The organism is Streptomyces sp. NPDC051555, assembly GCF_044454405.1.
Taxonomy (GTDB): domain Bacteria; phylum Actinomycetota; class Actinomycetes; order Streptomycetales; family Streptomycetaceae; genus Streptomyces.
This window is the reverse complement of the sequence record NZ_JBITDP010000023.1, coordinates 17153-33844: the sequence shown is the minus strand read 5'-3', so window position 1 is coordinate 33844 and position 16692 is coordinate 17153. Positions and strand designations below refer to the sequence as shown.

General features: G+C 65.3%; 18 protein-coding genes and 2 tRNA genes. 3 read left to right on the top strand and 17 right to left on the bottom strand.

Translation table 11 applies throughout. The annotated features are described in order from the left end of the window. Positions 1 to 147: 147 nt before the first annotated feature. Together tig and ACIBEA_RS34230 are read right to left on the bottom strand one after the other, a co-directional pair. The gene (gene tig / locus ACIBEA_RS34235; RefSeq protein ID WP_399267090.1) at positions 148 to 1542 is read right to left on the bottom strand and encodes a trigger factor; all 1395 of its coding nucleotides are present in this window, start codon (positions 1540 to 1542) and stop codon (positions 148 to 150) included. Between the two features lie 259 nt (positions 1543 to 1801). Beyond that, a tRNA-Pro gene (locus tag ACIBEA_RS34230) sits at positions 1802 to 1878 on the bottom strand. 167 nt (positions 1879 to 2045) lie between these two features. Between ACIBEA_RS34230 and ACIBEA_RS34225 the strand changes: the two genes are divergently transcribed. Then, positions 2046 to 2116: transfer RNA gene (locus ACIBEA_RS34225), tRNA-Gly, on the top strand. A 70-nt stretch (positions 2117 to 2186) separates the two neighbouring features. Here the strand turns inward: ACIBEA_RS34225 and ACIBEA_RS34220 are convergent. The 10 genes from ACIBEA_RS34220 to ACIBEA_RS34175 all read right to left on the bottom strand — a co-directional run bounded on the left by ACIBEA_RS34220 (position 2187) and on the right by ACIBEA_RS34175 (position 9095). After that, a complete protein-coding gene (locus tag ACIBEA_RS34220) occupies positions 2187 to 3335 on the bottom strand; it encodes a tyrosine-type recombinase/integrase (RefSeq protein WP_399267089.1) in 1149 nt (382 codons plus the stop codon). Then, positions 3335 to 3538, bottom strand: coding sequence for an excisionase family DNA-binding protein (locus ACIBEA_RS34215; RefSeq protein WP_399267088.1), 204 nt, complete (start codon positions 3536 to 3538; stop codon positions 3335 to 3337). The genes ACIBEA_RS34220 and ACIBEA_RS34215 overlap by 1 nt, the downstream gene beginning before the upstream one ends. Continuing rightward, the gene (gene repSA, locus ACIBEA_RS34210) at positions 3531 to 4913 is read right to left on the bottom strand and encodes a replication initiator protein RepSA (protein ID WP_399267087.1); all 1383 of its coding nucleotides are present in this window, start codon (positions 4911 to 4913) and stop codon (positions 3531 to 3533) included. The genes ACIBEA_RS34215 and repSA overlap by 8 nt, the downstream gene beginning before the upstream one ends. A 90-nt stretch (positions 4914 to 5003) precedes the next feature. Next, a complete protein-coding gene (locus tag ACIBEA_RS34205) occupies positions 5004 to 5336 on the bottom strand; it encodes a SpdD-like protein (protein WP_399267086.1) in 333 nt (110 codons plus the stop codon). A gap of 22 nt (positions 5337 to 5358) precedes the next feature. Next, positions 5359 to 5517, bottom strand: a complete 159-nt coding sequence (locus tag ACIBEA_RS34200; protein WP_399267085.1) for a hypothetical protein — start codon at positions 5515 to 5517, stop codon at positions 5359 to 5361. A gap of 17 nt (positions 5518 to 5534) precedes the next feature. After that, positions 5535 to 5726: a mobile element transfer protein gene (locus ACIBEA_RS34195; protein ID WP_399267084.1), complete on the bottom strand. Its 192-nt coding sequence runs from the start codon at positions 5724 to 5726 to the stop codon at positions 5535 to 5537. A gap of 15 nt (positions 5727 to 5741) precedes the next feature. Beyond that, the gene (locus ACIBEA_RS34190; protein ID WP_399267163.1) at positions 5742 to 6392 is read right to left on the bottom strand and encodes a DUF2637 domain-containing protein; all 651 of its coding nucleotides are present in this window, start codon (positions 6390 to 6392) and stop codon (positions 5742 to 5744) included. Between the two features lie 78 nt (positions 6393 to 6470). After that, entirely contained in the window at positions 6471 to 7832 is a 1362-nt protein-coding gene (locus tag ACIBEA_RS34185) for an FtsK/SpoIIIE domain-containing protein (RefSeq protein ID WP_399267083.1), read from the bottom strand. A gap of 2 nt (positions 7833 to 7834) precedes the next feature. Beyond that, entirely contained in the window at positions 7835 to 8173 is a 339-nt protein-coding gene (locus ACIBEA_RS34180) for a hypothetical protein (RefSeq protein ID WP_399267082.1), read from the bottom strand. 139 nt (positions 8174 to 8312) lie between these two features. After that, positions 8313 to 9095 carry a GntR family transcriptional regulator gene (locus ACIBEA_RS34175; RefSeq protein ID WP_399267081.1) on the bottom strand — a complete coding sequence of 261 codons (783 nt, stop codon included), beginning with the start codon at positions 9093 to 9095 and terminating at the stop codon, positions 8313 to 8315. A gap of 18 nt (positions 9096 to 9113) precedes the next feature. On the opposite strand from ACIBEA_RS34175, the gene ACIBEA_RS34170 reads away from it, so the two are divergent. Continuing rightward, positions 9114 to 9584, top strand: a complete 471-nt coding sequence (locus ACIBEA_RS34170) for an NUDIX hydrolase (RefSeq protein WP_399267080.1) — start codon at positions 9114 to 9116, stop codon at positions 9582 to 9584. Continuing rightward, the gene (locus ACIBEA_RS34165) at positions 9581 to 9961 is read left to right on the top strand and encodes a hypothetical protein (RefSeq protein WP_399267079.1); all 381 of its coding nucleotides are present in this window, start codon (positions 9581 to 9583) and stop codon (positions 9959 to 9961) included. Before ACIBEA_RS34170 ends, ACIBEA_RS34165 begins: the two co-directional genes overlap by 4 nt. A 525-nt stretch (positions 9962 to 10486) precedes the next feature. Here the strand turns inward: ACIBEA_RS34165 and ACIBEA_RS34160 are convergent. From ACIBEA_RS34160 to ACIBEA_RS34140, 5 genes are all read right to left on the bottom strand, one after another. Further along, positions 10487 to 13891 carry a hypothetical protein gene (locus ACIBEA_RS34160; protein ID WP_399267078.1) on the bottom strand — a complete coding sequence of 1135 codons (3405 nt, stop codon included), beginning with the start codon at positions 13889 to 13891 and terminating at the stop codon, positions 10487 to 10489. A 50-nt stretch (positions 13892 to 13941) separates the two neighbouring features. Beyond that, positions 13942 to 14784, bottom strand: coding sequence for a hypothetical protein (locus ACIBEA_RS34155; protein WP_399267077.1), 843 nt, complete (start codon positions 14782 to 14784; stop codon positions 13942 to 13944). A gap of 707 nt (positions 14785 to 15491) precedes the next feature. Then, positions 15492 to 16247, bottom strand: a complete 756-nt coding sequence (locus ACIBEA_RS34150) for a GntR family transcriptional regulator (protein WP_399267076.1) — start codon at positions 16245 to 16247, stop codon at positions 15492 to 15494. Then, positions 16229 to 16453, bottom strand: a complete 225-nt coding sequence (locus tag ACIBEA_RS34145) for a hypothetical protein (protein WP_399267075.1) — start codon at positions 16451 to 16453, stop codon at positions 16229 to 16231. Before ACIBEA_RS34145 ends, ACIBEA_RS34150 begins: the two co-directional genes overlap by 19 nt. Beyond that, entirely contained in the window at positions 16450 to 16692 is a 243-nt protein-coding gene (locus tag ACIBEA_RS34140; protein WP_399267074.1) for a hypothetical protein, read from the bottom strand. The genes ACIBEA_RS34145 and ACIBEA_RS34140 overlap by 4 nt, the downstream gene beginning before the upstream one ends.

Genomic DNA, 16692 nt, shown 5'->3' with positions numbered 1-16692 from the left:
CCCGCTTCCCGAACTGTTCGCTCGGAGCGCAAGCTACGGAGCCCCGCGCGGGGCGAAGCCGAAGGGCCCGGGCGCAGCTGCGTCCGGGCCCTTCGGGCACTGCTCACAAGCCTCGCGGGAGGACCGTGACCGGCCCCCCGCCTGGGCTTACTTGGCCTCTTCGGCCTCGTCGGCGTCAGCGGCGTCGGCGTTGACCGCAGCCTCGACCGTCTCGGCGGCCTGCTCCTCGTCCTCGTCGGACAGGTCGACCTCGACACCGTTGGTGTCGGTCACCTTGGCGGCCTCGACGACGACCGCGAGGGCCTTGCCGCGGGCGACCTCGCCGACCAGCATCGGGACCTGGCCGCCTTCGACGACGGCCTGGGCGAACTGGTCCGGGGACATGCCGGAGGACTGCGCGCGGCGCATGAGGTGCTCGGTGAGCTCCTCCTGGTTCACGTTCAGCTTCTCCTTGTTGACCAGCTCGTCGAGGAGGAACTGGGTCTTGATGCCCTTGACGGCCTGCTCGCGCGTCTCGGCGTCGAACTCCTCGACCGTCTTGCCCTGGATCTCCAGGTACTTCTCGATGGTCAGACCCATCTGGCCCAGCTGGTGGTGCTCCAGGCTGTGCTTGCGGGTGTTGACCTCGTCCTCGAGGAGCTTCTCGGGGATCGGGACCTCGGCGAGCTCCAGGAACTTCTCCAGCACGCGCTCCTGGGCCTGGGTGGCCTGGTCGTACTGCTTCATGTTCTCGAGGCGCTTGCGGCTGTCGGCCTTCATGTCCTCGAGCGTGTCGAACTCGCTCGCGGTCTGGGCGAACTCGTCGTCCAGCTCCGGCAGCTCGCGGGCGGAGACCTTGGTGACCTTCACGGTGACCTCGGCGTCCTTGCCCTCGGCGGAACCGCCCTTGAGCTGCGAGGTGAAGGTGGCTTCGCCACCGGCCTCCAGGCCGGTCACGGCCTCGTCGATGCCTTCGAGCAGCTCGCCCGAGCCGATGGTGTACGAGACGTCGGAAGCGACGCCGTCCTCGAGGACCTCACCGTCGACCTTGGCTTCGAGGTCGATCGTCACGACGTCGCCCTCGGCGGCGGCGCGCTCGACGACGTTGGTGGTCGCGAAGCGGCCGCGAAGCTGCTCGATCGACTTCTCGACGTCCTCGTCGGTGACCTCGATCGCGTCGACCTCGACCTCGATGCCGGAGTAGTCCGGGATCTCGACGGTCGGGCGGATGTCGACCTCGGCGGTGAAGGCCAGCAGTTCGCCGTCCTTCAGCTCCGTGATGTCGACCTCGGGCTGACCCAGCGGGTTGACCTCGGCTTCGTTGACCGCCTCGGTGTAGAACTTCGGGAGGGCGTCGTTGACGGCCTCCTCCAGCACAGCACCGCGGCCGAAGCGCTGGTCGATGACTCGGGCCGGGATCTTGCCCTTACGGAAGCCCTTCACCGTGACCTGCTGGTTGATCTTCTTGTACGCCGCGTCGAGGCTGTCCTTGAGCTCCTCGAAGGGCACCTCAACAGTGAACCGAACCCGAGTAGGGTTCAGGGTCTCCACGGCGCTCTTCACGGTTAGGTCTCCTTGTGGCTGACTGCTGGGGTTCTACTGACGCTGCGATTCAGCGGTTCAGCGGATCGGGCCCGGTACATCAGACACACGGGCACGCAGCTTGCATAGTAACCGCAAGCGGTCAGCAGCCCACAACGCGATCTTCATATCGACGCTGCCGAAGGCGGCCCCGCCGGGCACCCCGGGGCCCGTCTACGACGGTGCTGGTGGTGCGCGTGCGGTGGTGCCACAGGTGCATCGCGGCAGTGCCGCGTGATGTTGGTCGGGGTGGCCGGATTCGAACCGACGACCTTCCGCTCCCAAAGCGGACGCGCTACCAAGCTGCGCCACACCCCGTCGGTGCGACACGTAGGGTACATGCCCGGAGACGTTCCGGAGCGCGTGCGTGAGGGAACGTGTGGAAGAGCGGCGGAGACGTGGCCGGGAATGCGGTGTGCGATCGCCCGCCGGAACCGGCTAGGATGCTGCGTGTGCCACGGTCGGTGACCTGCGGTACGCACCGTGCGGGCGTAGCTCAATGGTAGAGCCCTAGTCTTCCAAACTAGCTACGCGGGTTCGATTCCCGTCGCCCGCTCTTGATGGCTCAGGGCCAGGTCAGAGGATGTCTCCTCGACCTGGCCCTGAGTCGTTCCCGGGGTCCGCGATCAGGTCGCCGTGCCCCCTGCGTGCCCCTTGCCCTCTCCCGTGTCCCTGTTGGTGCTTCTCTCGACGAGCTTGCTCAGGCCGTCGGCGATCAGCCGGTCCCGGTCGGCACTCGCGTGCTGGTAGATCAGCGCCGCGCGGGCGGTGCTGTGGCCCATCCGTGCCATCAGCTCACGGGTGCTCGCTCCTGTTGACGCGGCGAGGGTGTTCCCCGTGTGCCGAAGATCGTGGAAGTGCAGCCCCTTGATCCCCGCGTCCCGGCACGCCTTGTGCCACAGCCGGTTGAAGTGGTTCCGGCGCGGGGTCGCCTTCTTGGCCCCGATGAACACCCGCCCGTCGGCGCCGGGTTCGGCGTAGAGCGTCAGATGCACCCGGATCTCGGGGACGATCACGTCCGGGATGGACACGGTCCGCTTTCCGGCCGCGCTCTTGGGCGCCTTGATCTCCCGCTGGCCGTTCCCCAGCTCGGCGACGGCGCGCCGGACGCGGACGCTCCCGTGGTCGAGGTCGATGTCCCGCCGGTGCAGCCCGATCAGCTCACCCCAGCGGAGCCCGAGGAACCCGGCCATGAGGACGAGCGCCCGGTAGCGGGGCTGGACGGCACCGGCCAGGGCGTAGACCTCCGGGATGGTGGCAGTGGGCCGCTCGGGCGTGTGCACGATGCTGGCCCCTTTGATCTGGCACGGGTTCCGCTTGATCAGCTGATCCGACACGGCCGTGCCCAGGATGGCTCGCAGCAGCGCGTACGCCTTGGCCACGGTCGTGGGCCCGGTCCCGCCCGCGAGCTTGTCGGCACGCCAGCGACGGACGACAGGAGCCGAGATCCCGGCCAGGTCGACGCCACCGAAGGTCGGCTCAAGGTGGTGCTTGAGAAGCGACCCGTAGAGCTGCCGGGTGGTGCTGGTCAGCTCACGCTCCTTGATCCAGGCGACGGCGTACGGACCGAACGCGACCTTCCCCGCATCCGGGTCGAGCCAGTCCCCCCGCCGCATCTCGGTCTGCTTGTCGGCAAGCCAGTCGTCCGCGTCCCTCTTGGTCGGGAAGGTCACGGGCGCGGGCCGCAACTGCCCGTCGGGGCCGACGTACCGCGCCTGGTACCGCCCGGAGGGCAGCTTGCGCACCCGCCCGAACTGGCGACGCTTCCCGGCCATCAGGCAGCCACCCCCATCCGGCGGCGACGCGGCTCGACCGTGTGGGCGGCGAGATACGCACGCACGGCGCCTTCCGGGATCCGCACGTGTCGCCCGACCTTCACGTAGGTGATCCGCCGCTCCTCGATCAGGCGGCGCGGGAACCGGGCGGTCGTGCCGAGTAGTTCGGCGACCTGATCAACGCTGAGAAGGCGCTCATTCACGTGACTCTCCTTGCTCTCCTTGCGTTCCTTGCAGGGCTTCGCGAGCGGTCCGGCGGTTCAGCTGGATGCCGTGGGCGATGGTGGCGGCGAGGACCGACTCCCCCGGGCTGTGCCCGTGCCCGGCGTACTGCCAGGAGGCGAGGACGAGGACAGAGTCCGGCTCGGCGTCGGCGAGCCCTCGGGCTTCGCGCTCCTGGGTGGCGCGGTAGTCGGCGCGGGTCTGGCGGAGGGCCCCGAGGGTGGTGGAGTACTGGCGGGACTTGGTGGAGAAGTGGCCGCGGAAGCCGAGCATGTGGGCCCAGGCGGCGAGGCGGCGGTCCGGGTAGAGCGGGTCCAGGTCGAGGCAGGCTTCGATCAGTCGGGCGGTGTGGTCGGGGACGTCAAGAAGGACGAGGGCTTCGCGGTTGCCGATCCGACGGTCGAGGGAGCCGGTGGTCTCGGCCGCCTTGGTCGCGTACTTGGCCACGTACGAGGCGACGGCCTGCTCCGTGATGTCGGAGCCGTCCCCGAAGGCCTTGATGGGGCGGACGTCGAGCTGCGTGCCCCAGCGGAGCAAGCGGGCGGGCTGGTCGGCGGCGGCCGGGACGGACACCGCGGTGTACGCGTGGGCAGCGGCGGCACGGATGGAGCGGTCGAGCAGGTCGGTGCCGGCCCAGTGGGGCGGCGAGGTGCCGGGCCCGCCCGGTCCGTCGATGCGGATGACGGCGTGGAAGTGGATGGCGCCGCGCTTCTGGAACTCGGCGACCTTGCCGTAGGAGATCCGTGCGACCTCTTTCAGCTCGCGCTGGGTCAGCCCGGCGAAGGCGGCGATCTCGCGGCGCAGCCGGGTCGTGAAGCGCTGCCAGAGCTGTCCGGCGTGGTTGTTGAAGAGGACCGCGCCCACGTAGTCGTAGGAGGCCGGGTCGAGAGCGGTGCCCAGTTCGGAGGCGTCTTCCTGGTGGCGCTTGCCGCAGCGGCAGGCGCGGCCGGCGGGGCGGTTGTGGACCGGACCGAAGGACGGAGCCGTGAGGGTGACGAAGACACGGGGGTGTTCGCGGACGGTGGCGGGGATGTCGCGGCTGTCGTCCCCCGCCAGCCCCGCGCGGATGAGGTGGTACGTGTCGCCGGAGTAGGTCCAGGCGCAGGCGGGGCAGCGGGAGGCGCGGCGGTTGCCGCAGGCGATCCGGAGACGGGCGCCGGGTTCGTCGCCGGTGGAGTACCGGTGCAGGACCTCCCCGGAAGCCCTGTCCTTGGCCACGGTCCAGCCGGTGATGTGGATCGGGTCGGAGCAGCCGCCCGTGCGGCGGATCTGGTCCTCCCAGCGGGCGTAGTCGGGGGCCGCGGCCACCCTCAGCATTTCGCCGAGGAGGCCCGGGGTGGGGTGGTGCCGGGACATGATGGTGGTTCCTTCCGGATCTGCTGGTTCGGGCAGGAGCACGGCGCCGGGACGGCGGAAACTTGGCGGTTGAGGCCGTCCCGGGGCCGGTCAGCGGTGGTGCTGGCCGTTGAGGAGCGAGCGCAGGACGACGGCGCAGACGGCGACCGCGGCGCTGGTGATGGCGACGGCCAGGAGCATCGAGACCAGGACGGCGCCGACGACGAGGACCAAGCCCGCACCACCGGCGATGGCGGCGACGAGACCGGTCGAGGTGAGGCGCACGGCGGGCAGCTGCACGCGGGACGTCGGCTGAGCCGGGGCGTGGTGGCAGTCGCAGACGGGAGCCGCGCCCGCGTGGGGTTCAACGGCGGCGGTCGGTTCGGCGAGCGGGATGACGAGACCGGTCGGGAGCGGGTTGACCGGGATCTTGGGCCGGATCATGTGGTCCTCCTTCTGGGGCCGGTTACTTGTTGATCGCGGTGTCGATGGCCGGGGCGAGGAAGCTGTCCGCGAGGAGGAAGCCGCCGAGGAGGATCACGGCGACGAGCCACCAGGGCGGGCGGATGAGCCTCACGCCGAGGACGCCGACGACGAGGAGGGCGAACCAGAGCGGCACGTCCATGGCGTTGGCCTTTCGGATCAGCTGACGCGGCAGCGGTGGGAGCGGGCGGCGAGCTGGGCGGCGGTCGAGGAGCTGTAGTCGGAGGACCAGCCGCAGCAGTCGGTGGTGCAGACGGCGGCGTCCTTCATGCGGCCGCGGCGGTCGCGGTAGGTGCCGATCTGGACGGGGCCGATCTTCATGAGCGAGCGGAAATTGATGCGGGCGGGCACGGCTGTCTCCTGTCGTCAGGCGAGCTGGGCGGCGATGGCTGCGGCGAGCGCGTACGGGACACCAAGCCGGGCGCGCAGGGTCTCGGTGTCGATGGCCGAGCCGGTACGGGCGCGGTGGTCGGCGGCGATCTTCTGGGCGTGGGCGACGAGGGCGGGCGGCGCGGTCACCGCGGGTGCGGGGGCCGGGGCGGCGGGGATGGCTGTGGCGACCTGGACGCCGGGATCTGGCGCCCGCTCGACCACCGGCACGGGCACGGCCGCCAGAGCAGGGTCCGGACCCGGCTCGCGGGGCGACGTAGGCCGGTGGACCAGCAGCGTGCCGCCGAGGAAGGCGAGCGCCGGCCATCCCGCGACGAGGATCCGGAGCCAGTCCGGAACGTCGCCGAGGTCGAGAAGGCCGGCGGTGGCGACGTTCGCACCGAGCGAGGCCGCCAGGGCGACGGCGAACCAGGCCCAGGCCGAACGCGAGGGCTCCCCCGCATCCCGCAGGGTGCGCAGCCGGTGCCAGGCGGCGACGAGGAGCAGATCCACGCTGACCGGGTAGGCCCAGGCCTTCCAGCCCCGTTGTCCGGCGGCTTCGGCCAGGTCGTGAAGGTGGGCGAAGGAAAGCGCTCCGGCAATGACGGCCTGGACGAGGACAGCGTCCGGGCGGACCAGGCGGGTCATGGTCATCACCTCCTTTCGGGCATGGGTGGGGTAGGGACTTGGCGCGATGTGGCCGCGCCGACCGGGTGGGGAGAGTGATCAGAAGGCAGGTGCCGAGGAGTTCCTCGGCTGGACCTTGCCGATGTGAACGCGTACCGGGAGCGCGGGCCGGAAGGGCTCCAGCTCCGGGATGGTCGGGGTGCGGTGCGCGTGGGCGTTGCAGGTGTCCACGGCTTGGCGGAGCGTGGTGTGCGGGGCCCGGATGCGGGACCAGCCGCCGGAGGAATCACCGGCCACGGCCGTGCCGGGGCGGCTCCTGTCGATCTGGACGGCGGCGAGGACGGCGTCCGGGGAGATGTCTCCGAAGGCCATGTTCGCCGAGGTCTCATCATTCACACGGTGAGCGGTACGGCCTGTGAGCTGGGCGCGGAGCATGGTGATGCCCTTGCCGAGTTCGGAGCCGAAGCGCTGGCCGCAGACCTCCATGTAGATGCCTGCGGCGCGGCCCAGCTGCGAGAGGCGGACCAGGTGCGTGACGATCTGGTCCCGCCGGGCCTCATCCGCCCTGCTCGCGGCGAGGGCCAGCTCCGCGACCTCATCGACCAGGAGCACGACGGGTACGGGGCGCAGGTGCGCGGGCAGATCCCAGATGTCGGCGGTGATCTCAGAGTCCGGGAGACCGACGCTGATGCGCTGCTCGCTGCGGATGAGTTGGTAGACACGGCCCATGTACTCGACGAGCGCTGCGAGCAGTTCGGCCGCGGCGTCAGGGTTGTCCGCCAGGGCGGTGAACCGGGCGGCAAGTGGGGCGAGTTCCACCCCGTTCTTGCAGTCGATGCCGACGAGGGCGACGTTCTGCGGCGCGAGCCCGGCCACGAGGGTGCGCTGGTAGACGGACTTCCCCGATTGCGTCGCGCCGACGTTCAGGGCGTGTGGAACCTGCCGGTAGTCCCGATAGTGCACCGCCCCGTCTTCCCGCAGGGCGACCGGCACGCGGAGTTCCCCGTCAGGTAGGGGGACCGACGGCATCCGCACGCGCTTGAGCACGTCGTATCCGGTCATCCGCAGCTCGACCACACCGGATCGGATCTCCCTCGAGACGACGTTGTGGAGGGCGAAGGAGTGTCGTAGCCGGTCGGAGGAGGCGGTGAAGTCGAACGCGTCCTGCCCGGGCCGGAGTTTCAGCCGCAGAACCAGGCCGGTCGAGGTGGGGCGAAGCCGCAGGATGCGGGGCGCGCGGGCCTCGGGCGGCGGGCGGTTGCTCACCCGTGCGAGGACCAGTCGCCAGCGGGCGGGCGGGACGGTGAGCCCGCAGGCGTCCATCACCGAGCGGTAGCGGACGAGGACGCGGATGGTCGCGAAGGTGACCCCGAAGGTCACCCAGTACCAGGTGGGTCGCAGCCAGCGCAGGACGAGCGCGAGGGCCAGGACCACGAGCAGCGTGACCCATAAGGCGTCCATGCTCAGCCCGCCTCGGCCAGCGAGGTGACGGCGACAGCGCGGAAGCTGATCCCGTGGCGCTTCTGGCCGTTGAACTCGTTCTCCCACGGCCGGGCGACCAGGCCGGTCAACGCGACCGGGGTGCCGAGGGCCAGCGTTCCGGAGACGTCGGGCTGCGCCACGGTGATGGACACGACCTCGGCGCTGCCGTTCATCACGAACAGCACGTCCACGGTCATGAGGTTGTTGCCGGTCTCGTTGTCGACGGCGACCTGACCGGTCTTCTTGTCGCGCATCTTGAGCTGCGGGGGCTGGGCGACCATCACGGTCGCGCCGGTGGTGTCGACGGGAATCTGACGCACGAAAGATCACTCCTATGCAGTGGTGGAACTCCTGCACTCATGTACATGAGCTACATGAAGAAGAGTGCCCGACTCCTATACATGAGTCAACCCGCCGCGATGAGAAACTCGCAGCGGGCTGTGGGGAGTTGAGCAAGTGTCAGTCGCGCGCGGGGATCCGGTACTCGAAGACGAACTGGTCAGCGGCCATGAGGGTGTCGCACACCTCCACCACGCGCCCCTCCTCGGTGACGGCGTTGCGCAGCAGGTGCACCACCGGAGCGCCGGGGCTCAACGACAGCTCGGTCGCCTCCGCCTTGGCGGCAGGCCGGGCCAGGAGCGTCTCCACGAACTCGGCGAAGACGTGGCCGTGATCCTCAAGCCGGGCGTAGATGCCGCCGGGGCCGGGGTTGTCCGCGAACAGCTCCGGGATGTCCTTCGCGACGTCCCACGGCAAGTACGAGGTAGCCGTCTCGACCGGCGTCCCGTCCCGGAAGTACAGCCGCCGACGCGCGAGCACCTGAGTCCCCACGGCGACGCCGAGCCGCTCCGCGATCTCTTCCGGAGCCTCCATGGGCCCGCGGAACAGCATGCTGACGGACGCCTCAGCCCCGGACTGCGCGGATTCGGCCAGGTAGGCCGCCTTGCCCTCTTGCCGGTGCGCACGCCGGAAACGGTCCGAAGACCGGTGCCGTACGGGCGGCCGGGCCTTCACCAGCGACCCCTTGCCGTGCCGGGTCTCCACGAGCCCACTGGCCCGGACCTCCACCATGGCCTTGCGGATCGTCCCGCCGGCGACGCCGTAGCGCTCCACGAGCTCGGACTCGCTCGGCACCATGTCACCGGCCTTCAGCACACCGGCCCGGATCTGCTGGACGAGGTCGTCGGCGATCTGCACGTAGCGCGGCACGGCCCCTCGGCCACCTCCCACTGCGGTTCCCATAGTCCTTCTCTTCCTCCTATGCTCCTGTACATGAGTACGGGTTCCCCGCAGCACAAGTCAACGCCACTGCACTCCGTGTCCGTAGCCGGGGCCGTACTGCGCGAGGACGGCCGACTCCTGGCGATCCGCCGAGCGGACAACGGCACTTGGGAACTCCCGGGCGGAGTCCTCGAACTCACCGAGTCCCCGGAGGCCGGCGTCCGCCGCGAGGTGCTGGAGGAGACGGGCATCGAGGTCCAGGTCGACGACCTGACCGGGGTCTACAAAAACACCACCCGAGGCATCGTCGCCCTGGTCTTCCGCTGCAAGCCCTCCGGCGGCACGGAGCGCACCTCGGCGGAATCGACCGCGGTCGCCTGGCTCACCCCGGAGGAGGTGGCCGCCCAAATGTCCGAGGTCTACGCGATCCGCCTCCTGGACGCCCTGGACGACGCAGGCCCCCACGTCCGCAGCCACGACGGCCGCCAGCTCACCGAGGCGTCAGCGTGACCGAGGAGGAGTGGCGCAACAAGACGCCCCGGCACCCCCGCCAACTCCAGAACATCTACGAGTTCTTGGACGAGATCCGCATCCGACCGGGCGCCTGGGTCCGGGACAGGTCCCTCCAGCACTTGGACTCGATGCTCCTGGGCTACCGCGTGGGAGGAACGATCCACGGGGGCAAGGACGAGGACGACTTCGCCCAGACCGGCGACTTCAGCATGTGGCTCTGGCGCCGCTTCGACGTGGCCATGAACCCGCAGGGTTGGGCAGTCGAGATCGAACGCGCAGCAGCGCAAGCGGGCAAGCCCCAAATGGACATGTTCTTCACCCTGCTCGACGCCTTCCGAGCCGAGCGCCACGGCTCCACCGAGCCAGCGCGGTAAGAGTTTCCCTACTTCATCAAGGCACCCGCCGCGCACGCGCGGCGCGCGCGGCCCGCCACCCGGGCCTGCGCTCCTGTCTCCGCCCCGCTCTGGCCCGGCCGCCGGCCGCGCGCCTACGGCTCAGGTTGATGAGGGCGAACTGCGACAGTTCAGGACTGCTGCTCAGCTCGCGTTAGGACGATGCCTCCGGCGGGGGCACTCCGACTCCGGGATGCAGGGGGCGCCGTTCGCGGGTGCCGGCCGTTTGTGGCTGGGGCGGGGAACTCCCATCCCGTCCGCCGACGACCCAGGACAAGCCGAGCAGACACGGCACCGGGCGTCCAGGTCGTTCGTCCAGTTGGGCGCTCCACCTGGACGCCCAGCACCGCATCCGCTCCACGTGCGTGTGGGTCGACGGCGGACGGGATGGGAGTTGGGGCGAGTGGTGGATGGATCGCTGGGCGCCATGTTGACGAGCAACGTACTCCTGGGGATTTGGCCGGCAATCTGACTACCAAGGGGTCCTTGCCGAGTACCAACCTCTATTCACCCTTGATCAGTTGGCGCTGTGCGCCCCATAGCGATAAGAGCGGAGCCAGCGGGGCCGGACAAGAAGACCAATGGGGCCAACGCTTCTCCGATCTGCACCGGACAGACTGCCGCTACGGGCGCACCCGTAACTATCTCTTCAAGTTCCCGACCAGACCAAAGATCAATAAGGCGCAAGACGTGATCCCATCCGACAACAATGAGAAACTCCCGACCATAGCCCGACGCCACCGTGCACATTGATCTCACAGGGCCAATCTTAATTGACTGAACCTGGACACCCGACTCGATGTCCCAAATTTTGATACCGCTCTTCCCGTATGGACTTGACTCCGTTGCGAGCAAAGATCGGCCATCACCATTCTTAACTGGCATCATTGCCCCAACAGGCCCAACGCAAAAAGAGCTTTCAACCAAACGTGACCGAGTGTTCCAAATATGCACTTTGGCATCCTTTGACGGCACATCCGCGATCGCAATCAGCATGTCATCGCGATCACCATCCTGCCTCAGGATGCAATACGAACCAGCCTTAATATCGTTAGCCCGGAATAGCACCTTCCCAGTCTCAACGTCCCAGGCCACAACCTCTTCTCCGCAATCCGCACTGATTCCTGTCACCGCGGGCGGATTACCCAACACTCCATTCAGCTGGCGGATTGCACCGCTCCAAATCCACCCAACCTCCTGCTTGTTGGAGAAATCCCAGACCCTGATAGCCTTATACAGCTTACCTGGATAACTCGCTGAATAGGTGGCAATTAGAGGAGCCCCCGCCGATCCGGTTACACACATTTCCGCGGCTTGCCCGGTCGGTACGTAACCCGCTACGGAACCTGTACCCAAGTCGCACACTTCAACCCTGCCCCCCTCTGAAATAAATGCAAATTCTCCAATCGAAGACGCCTGCTGCCCTCCAATACCGTCAACAGTGGATTTTTCACTCTCGACCATCCAATTGGACCACTTCGGATGCAGCCACCCGGCCAATGGGGGCAGAGCCCCCCCTAGCGCAGCCAAATGGAACGCGTGACTGGCCCTCTGTGAAGCTACTTCCACACCTGCCAAATTGCGCTCAATCCGAGCCCAAGCGCGCAGATTAATGTTTCCATCCGGAGAATCAAAGGCCGAGATTAGACTCCCGACGCTTCGACTCGTCTCCCATTCGAGAAACGGAAAAGGAATGTGATTGTCATCGAGTACTCCACCTAGAGCGGCATGCTGTACAAGGTAACGTCTAATATACGGATGAGGGGGATATGGAAGAGCAGATTGAGCGATTCTAGAGAGTGCAGCAGCAATCTTCGAATGAATCAGTTGCTCATGGCTTCGCAAATCAGATTCATCGACCACCGCATGTTCGCCAATTGTAAGACTCGTTAGGTTCTCTGCGATTCGCTCATGGCCAGGCCGATAGACAATCCTATTGTCTGACACGTCGGTAGCGAGATATCCGGCGAGGCGACTTGCCTGAATTGTCTTGATTACCTTCCCTGCATCCTGTATCGCACTTTCATGGATCGCCCGCAAGGCTGTCTCCCAGACATCTGCCCACGGCAAACCAGGTCCGCAGGAAAATGCCGTAGCTTGCAGTGCCCCTAGCAATTCACCGAGGGCAACTCCAGAGTTTTCTGCCACCTCCTCAAGGTCCGAGTGGAGAAGCGCAACAGTGCCATCCTGCAATGACTTGATCCATCCGGGATCATTCACATTTTGTCTAGCCGGTCGATTACGTGCCCTGTCAGCAGCGAGACGGGCATTAAGGAATGAGGGAGCTACATAACCAGCTATAACTTCGGCAACCTTGAGGGCTGAGTCGGGTTCGTTCAAGTATGGAGATTCGGGGTGATTTTTATCGACGAGCAAGGAAAAGGCGTAGCGTGTAATTTCCGCATGATTCCCATCTCCATCTGTGCGCAGAATCGTTAGAGGGATTTTTTCGATTTCAGCCGGAGTTTCGATCTCTCCTGATGGCGGTGCATCAGTTTCCATATCGAGAGACGGGGCATTTATCACCCTCGCAATATCGTCGATCAGGCGATCACCCTTGGCTAGCCCTTGTCCGACCTCATTGTTTCTGGGGCTACGCACGCCGAGAAGTAGGCGGATTTCATTCCTTGGACGGTTACCGTCACGGACCAGCGGCCGCAGGAGGTCGGAAATCAAAGCAGCGGGATCTGCAGCCTCATCGACACCGTCGATAGCGATAGCAACAGGCCGGCCAAGGAAAGAACTGGCGAGCTCCATCGCCTCACTCAGCAGGGGTTGGCGCCCTACCTCTGGACGTCCGATGTTTAGCAATACAGTTCGGATCTCTTCAGCTATAGAAGCCGCAGACTTATTTCTCGCCAGCACCGCAATGTCTACCTGTGGGGAATGCTCTACTTCCAGCCGATTTAGAACACCCTGGGAAACGTTGCTCCGGACCTGCGCATTACCATGTACCACCAAGTGTCCGATAATCGCCGACTTACCTGACCCGGCTTCTCCGGTTACAAGGCATACGCCTTCTCCCGAGCTTAGAAAATTCTGAATATCTGAGACTACTTCATGCCGACCTGTGAAATGCCAAGCCGAATCACTCTCTGATGAATTCCCTGAAGCTCGCGCTATCCAATAACTAGAGAGGGTAATGGTGTCAGTAAGGCTGGCTGATTTAACCTCGGGCGCACCCAAGGTCGTTTGTTTCCTGATCCAGTAGCCTGGATTAGGCAAACATGGAGTGGGAGCGTCACTACGGCTGCGGGGCCACACCCAGCGTACCGAGATTAGGTCGCGCCTAGCTGTGGATACCTCTCGCAGCACCATTTCCCAATCTTGATAGGAAATAGTTGGCCCTGCAAAACCATTGGTCTCGTCACAAATCTTCCGTAGAGCGAGGTCGAGTACCTCAGTAAACTCGCCTACCCGTGGTTCCTCGCTGAAGTCCCCACTGGTGACGACAACTAGTGTGTCCATTCCGAAGCGATCTGACGAGAGGTCCTGCAGGCGGCTCGCCAATTCAGTGTCCAATGACCCTGAATAACATGAATCGACAAGCACAAGTACATGCTGAGCCTCAGAGTCCAGGATAGCTGCTACCAAATCAGCTGTAGGAAGGGCAGTAGACATGAGCTTGGAATCATCGGAGTGAGGCAACAAGAGGAAATGCCGCCTTGCCTTCGATAGTACACCGTGTCCAGTTATATAGATTACTAGAACATCCTCTTGTTCACACTCGAACAGTTTCTCCTGATGTGTGAATTCTGCAATGTCGCGAACGGTTCCGAGTGCCTTGGGAGCAGTTGGAATGAATCTTTCTTCATCGGCAATCGCCTCGTTCGCAAACCAGCGCTGCACCGAAGCTACCTGCTTGTGAATACCGGCTGTAAATTTCTCGCTCTCGTAATCGTACTCAGTCACTGCAATTGTGACGAGCCTCCGGCGATTTGAGGTCACAGATTCCCCTGGTGTCAGGTCGTGCAGCGAAGCAGGTTTCCAATGGCCGGATGACGCAAATAGTTCACAGCAGCATGAGGGTCCCCTAGACCATTCTTCACACTGACGTTAATCGTGCGCGGTCCGATCAATTCCGCTCCCCCAGTAACGGCGTCCAAGGGGTCGAAAAGATTATGCCATTCGCATCCAACATCCTGAATGTCTAAACCGTGTCCGAGCATTCGCCTAACAGTTGGCCATGTCAGTGGCGATCCGAACGTCACAATAGATGTCCCTTGATAGCCGCTCCCGTTCCCCCGTGACAGGTCTCCACGAAGTATCATGTCGTAAAGCACTACGCTCCCCAGAGAGTGGCCGAGAATTAGACGTGTGGAGGTGGAGATCGACTCTGTAACTTTCTGCCGAATAGCGCTCGCGAGATCTTCATCTGTCAAATACCGGTAGACCTGACGAAGAATGTAGAGGAGATATTTTCCCGCATTACGGCCAAACTTTCGGTCAACTGTCACCAGGAACCGAGAAATGTGGCTAGGGATCGCTGTCAGCCCCAACACTTGTGTCTGAACGTCTCCAGTTCCCGTGTCGATAATGAGTCCATCCTCAAGAATCTCCTCTAGGAATATTCGCTCACCTGCCGACAATGGAATACCATCAAAAATCTCACCCGCACCCCCTAGGCGGCCAGTGGCCTTCCGGAATAGCGGCGCATAGAAGGCCACGTCCATACTACGAAGCTTCGCATTCTCATGTGACGCGCTAATTCCTTCTTGGGCTGCATTTTTCCAACTTTCTCGTAGAGATTCTTGGCTCTTCCTTTCTTGACCGATGCCATGAATCCCCAAAATTTCCGCGCTCATGCCTTTCCTCTCTGTCGCTGACACGAAAATGATGCCGTGGCCGCGGGTACTCCGTCCTGCGGATCCAAGTTTTGGTGGGTTCTACTCTCTGCCCTGGCCGCGGAGATCAGCTGCTGGTGCCCGGGCGACGGGCCCGGCCAAAGGGTGGTCTCGCGGTCAAGCGATGCCCACCGAGAAGCCGCACCAATCAGGACGCGAGGCCACCCCACCTGGGCGAGTGCCGCCCATCTACTCAAGCCTGACCAAGACGGTGCTCCGGAAAGGAGTTGCCTGGCCTCGGAGAGCAGCAGCAACGCTGAGAGCGAAGCACAGCGAGGCCCCCAGAAGTCAGCTGGGGGCCTCGCTGTCGTTGGGGGGTACGCGTTCCTAGCCAGAGATCGTGGACGAGAGCGGGGCGTCTCGTGGTTCGGGTACGGACGCGGATGATGTCTCCGGGCGGTGGCCACGGCTGGTTGCTATGCGGACTGCGTCTCGGAGGGCTGCGGTTAGGTCCGTTACCAGGAGGCGGAGTTGATCCTGATTTGCCTCCGGATCCGCAAGTACTTCGAGCGCGTGGCGCAGAACGTCGGATCCCGACTCAAGCTGCATCTCTTCGGCATTGTCGGCCAGCTGGGATAGGAAGCCGCCGGTGTTGTCGGTGCTCAGGAAGCAGGGCTTGTCGTCGGGGCCCGACCAGGGGAGGAGGCGTAGTTCGTTGGTTGAGGTCATCACTTCTCGCTCCTCTCTTCGGTCATGGCTCGGGTGGTGAAGAGTGCGTTCGCCCTGTCGCCCGGGAGTAGCAGGAGGGCTACCTCGACTACGCGGCCGGTGGTGTCGGTGGCCACGCGGGTGAGGGAGAGGACTGCCAGGGATGTACTGATGCGTAGGGCAGTTGCTTCCTCCTGGGTTGGGAGGCGGGCGCTCACCTTCTCTTGGACTTCGGCCAGCGGCGGGCGGAGTTTGGCCAGGGACACGGCCACCCTCTTGGGCGAGGTCACCCCTCTGGTCAGGTTGGGGGGTACCAGGTCGCTGGGGACGTAGACGCGGGCCAGGCTGTGCGGGACCTTGCCTTCGTGGGCGACGAGGAGGATTTCCGTCAGGGGGCTACGGGGCGGCACGTTTAGCAGGGCGGTGAGGTGGTCGTCCGACCAAAGGTTCGTGGCGCGCGCGGTTACTCGTAAGGGGTCCGAGAGGGCGGTGCAGGCGGTCACCGTGTCCGCGCCTCCGAGGTAGGTGATGGGGTGGCGGTGGTGGCGGACGAAGTTTCCGAGGCCGTGGATCTTCTCCACCAGGCCCTCGCCCTGGAGGCGTGCGAGGGCGGTTCGTAGCGTCGGGGTGCTGACCGTGTAGCGGACGGCGAGTTGGGCTTCGGACGGGAGGCGTTCGCCGGCCTTGAACGCGCCGGTCGTGATCTGGTGCCGGAGGTCATCGGCGATGGAGTCGCGGAGGGAGGCCACGGGTCGGGTCACCACTTCCTCGTCCACCGGAGGGCGGTGAGCCGGCTTCGGGCGTGCATCGTGAGGGCTTCGCCCGACTCGAACTGGAGGCGCTTCGCACCGGCGCGGAGCTGGACGAGGTCGGCCACGCGGCACGGTCGGCCGCCGACCTGGATGACGTCGCCGCGCCGCACGTCGGCCGATGTGATCTCGATCTGGGCGGCGAGCGAGCCGCTAGGGGTCCGCCCCTTCACTGGTTCACCTGCTGCGGTTCGGGCTGGGTGCCCGGCTCGTGGCACGTGCAGTCGCAGGCCTCGTAGGTCACGGGGATGCCGATCGGTGCCGTGGTGGGGGACGCGTAGGCGCACTCGTGGTGCGTACCGATCGCGCACACGCTGGACCGGTAGGTGGTTCGGGCGTGCGTGGCATAGGAGAGTGCGGGGAGTTGCAGCCCACTGGTGGGGGCGGCGGCAGTGCCCTTACGGTTGAACAC